Origin of the sequence: Streptomyces ossamyceticus (assembly GCF_001418475.1) — a bacterium.
Classification (GTDB): domain Bacteria; phylum Actinomycetota; class Actinomycetes; order Streptomycetales; family Streptomycetaceae; genus Streptomyces; species Streptomyces ossamyceticus.
Genome location: NZ_LIQX01000589.1, coordinates 1 through 2,689 on the forward strand (window position 1 = coordinate 1; position 2,689 = coordinate 2,689).

The window sequence follows — 2,689 nt, forward strand, 5'->3', positions numbered from 1 at the left end:
GTGTGGTGGCGGGGGACATGAGGGCTCCCGGAGGTCGGGGTGGGTGAGGTGCGGGCCGGGCCGTACGCCCGGGGACGCCGACCGGTGTCGTCAGCGGCGACGCAGGTGGAACTGGCCGGGCGTGGTGGAGGGGACGCCGGTGAGGATCTCCCGGAGCCCGCCGCTGACCACGTAGTCGCCGTACGGGGTCACGGCGACGGTGGTGGGGTCCTCGAACGGCCAGGTCTGGTCCCGCACGGTGCGCGCGCTGCGCCAGCAGTCGGTGGACCGCAGCTCCAGGACGGCGTCGCGGCCGGGGCGGCCGTCGGCCGGCGACAGGTCGTTGGAGACGACGACCAGGGAGCCGTCCGGGCGCAGGGCGATGCCGTCCATGGTGGCGGGCGCGCGGTCGAGGCGGACCTCGCTGACCTTGGGCCGCGCCGAGCGGGGACGGTCGACGCGGAAGAGGCGACCGCCGTCGTACTTGCCCATGAGGAGGAACCCGGCGGGGTGGTGGACGATGCCGTTGGGGCCGGTGGCCTCGGTGAGGAAGCGGTCGTCGCGGATGACGTGGAGGAGCTGTCCGGCGCGGCTGACCACGCTGATGGTGTCGACCCCGGTGTCGGTGACGTAGATCGTGCCCTCGCGGTCGACGGTGACGTCGTTGGCGCGGGGCTGGGCCTGTCCGTCGGACAGGTCGACCAGGTGCTGGACGGCACCGGTGTCGAGGTCGAAGACGCCCACTCCGGAGACCGGGGGCAGCGTCGGGTCGACGATGCCCATCAGCCGGAAGAAGTAGTCGGTGTAGGCGGCGAGGACGCGGCGACGGGGCGCGTCCACGACGACACCGAGGACCGACACACGGGCGAACGGGGCCACCAGTGGGGTCACGGTGCCGTCGGCCCGGACCACCGAGATGGTGCCCTGCGCACTGGACCCCACGAGGAAGGCCTTCCTCGTGGGGTCCCAGGCGACGCCCTCCGGGTACACGCCGGGGGCGGTGACGCTGAGGCTGCGCGGCAGCGGGCAGCGGGCGGATTTCGCGAACGCCGGCAGCGGGGTGGCGGCGACCGCCCCGCCCAGGGAGACCGCGGTGGCGAGTCTGAGCAGCGTGCGACGAGAGGCCGGGGATGACACGTCCATGGTGTGCTCCTGGGAAAAGGGTGACGAGGTAACGGGAAAGTGGGCTGGGCCGATGCGTGGTCGCGCGGGCCGGGTCGTGTGGTGGCGCGCCTGATGCCCCGCTGGGGGGAAGCGCCGGGTCCGGCTGTCCAGCGGACAGGGGAAAGAGTCCCGAGCCGCTCTGGAGAACCACTGAACCTGCGCTGAACCGGCCATGGGCGGCCGGAAGCGGTGCACGGCGCCCATAGGGGCGCTTTGGTCCGGCGCAAGGCGGGCTGCCTAACGTCCCGGCCTGCCAGGTCCCGTCGGCGTGCCCGGCGTCCCCGAGTTACGGGAAGCGCCGACGGGGTCCGGCCCACGCAGCGGCGCCGGACAGCGGAAAGCCAGAGGAGACGAGTCGCGTGACGGTAGACACCGTGGACATCGAAGAGGCCGAGCCGACATCGGCCGGGATCCGCACCAAGGAGGTGCTCCGTCTGGACCGGGTGGTCATTCGGTTCGCGGGTGATTCCGGTGACGGTATGCAGCTCACCGGTGACCGTTTCACCTCCGAGACCGCCTCGTTCGGCAACGACCTGTCAACCCTGCCGAACTTCCCCGCCGAGATCCGCGCCCCCGCCGGCACCCTGCCCGGCGTCTCCAGCTTCCAGCTCCACTTCGCCGACCACGACATCCTCACCCCCGGCGACGCACCCAACGTCCTGGTCGCCATGAACCCCGCCGCCCTCAAAGCCAACATCACCGACATCCCCCGCGGCGCCGAGATCATCGTCAACACCGACGAATTCACCAAACGCGCCATGCAGAAAGTCGGCTACACCACCAGCCCCCTGGAGGACGGCTCCCTCGACGCCTACCACCTCCACCCCGTCCCCCTGACCACCCTCACCGTCGAGGCACTGAAGGACTTCGACCTCACCCGCAAAGAAGCCGAACGCAGCAAGAACATGTTCGCGCTCGGACTGCTGTCGTGGATGTACCACCGGCCCACCGAGGGCACCGAGAAGTTCCTCAAGACGAAGTTCGCCAAGAAACCCGAGATCGCCGCGGCGAACATCGCCGCCTTCCGCGCCGGCTGGAACTTCGGCGAGACCACTGAGGACTTCGCCGTCTCCTACGAGGTCGCCCCGGCGGCCACCGCGTTCCCGCCCGGCATCTACCGCAACATCTCCGGGAACCTGGCCCTGTCCTACGGACTGATCGCCGCCTCCCGCCAGGCCGACCTGCCGCTGTATCTGGGCTCGTATCCGATCACCCCGGCCTCGGACATCCTCCACGAACTGAGCCGGCACAAGAACTTCGGAGTACGCACCTTCCAGGCCGAGGACGAGATCGCCGGCATCGGCGCCGCCCTGGGCGCCGCCTTCGGCGGCTCCCTCGCCGTCACCACCACCTCCGGCCCCGGCGTCGCCCTCAAATCCGAGACCATCGGCCTCGCGGTGTCACTGGAACTGCCCCTGCTGATCATCGACATCCAGCGCGGCGGCCCCTCCACCGGCCTGCCCACCAAGACCGAACAGGCCGACCTGCTCCAGGCCATGTACGGCCGCAACGGCGAAGCCCCCGTCCCCGTCGTCGCCCCCCGCAC

General features: G+C 70.8%; 2 protein-coding genes. One reads left to right on the plus strand and one right to left on the minus strand.

All coding sequences use genetic code 11. The features are described 5' to 3' along the window. Positions 1–90: 90 nt before the first annotated feature. Entirely contained in the window at positions 91–1,122 is a 1,032-nt protein-coding gene (locus AOK15_RS33970; protein ID WP_055522161.1) for an SMP-30/gluconolactonase/LRE family protein, read from the minus strand. 380 nt (positions 1,123–1,502) lie between these two features. On the opposite strand from AOK15_RS33970, the gene AOK15_RS33975 reads away from it, so the two are divergent. Beyond that, positions 1,503–2,689: 2-oxoacid:acceptor oxidoreductase family protein (locus AOK15_RS33975; protein WP_205632277.1), on the plus strand; the 1,187-nt coding region annotated here is incomplete at its 3' end.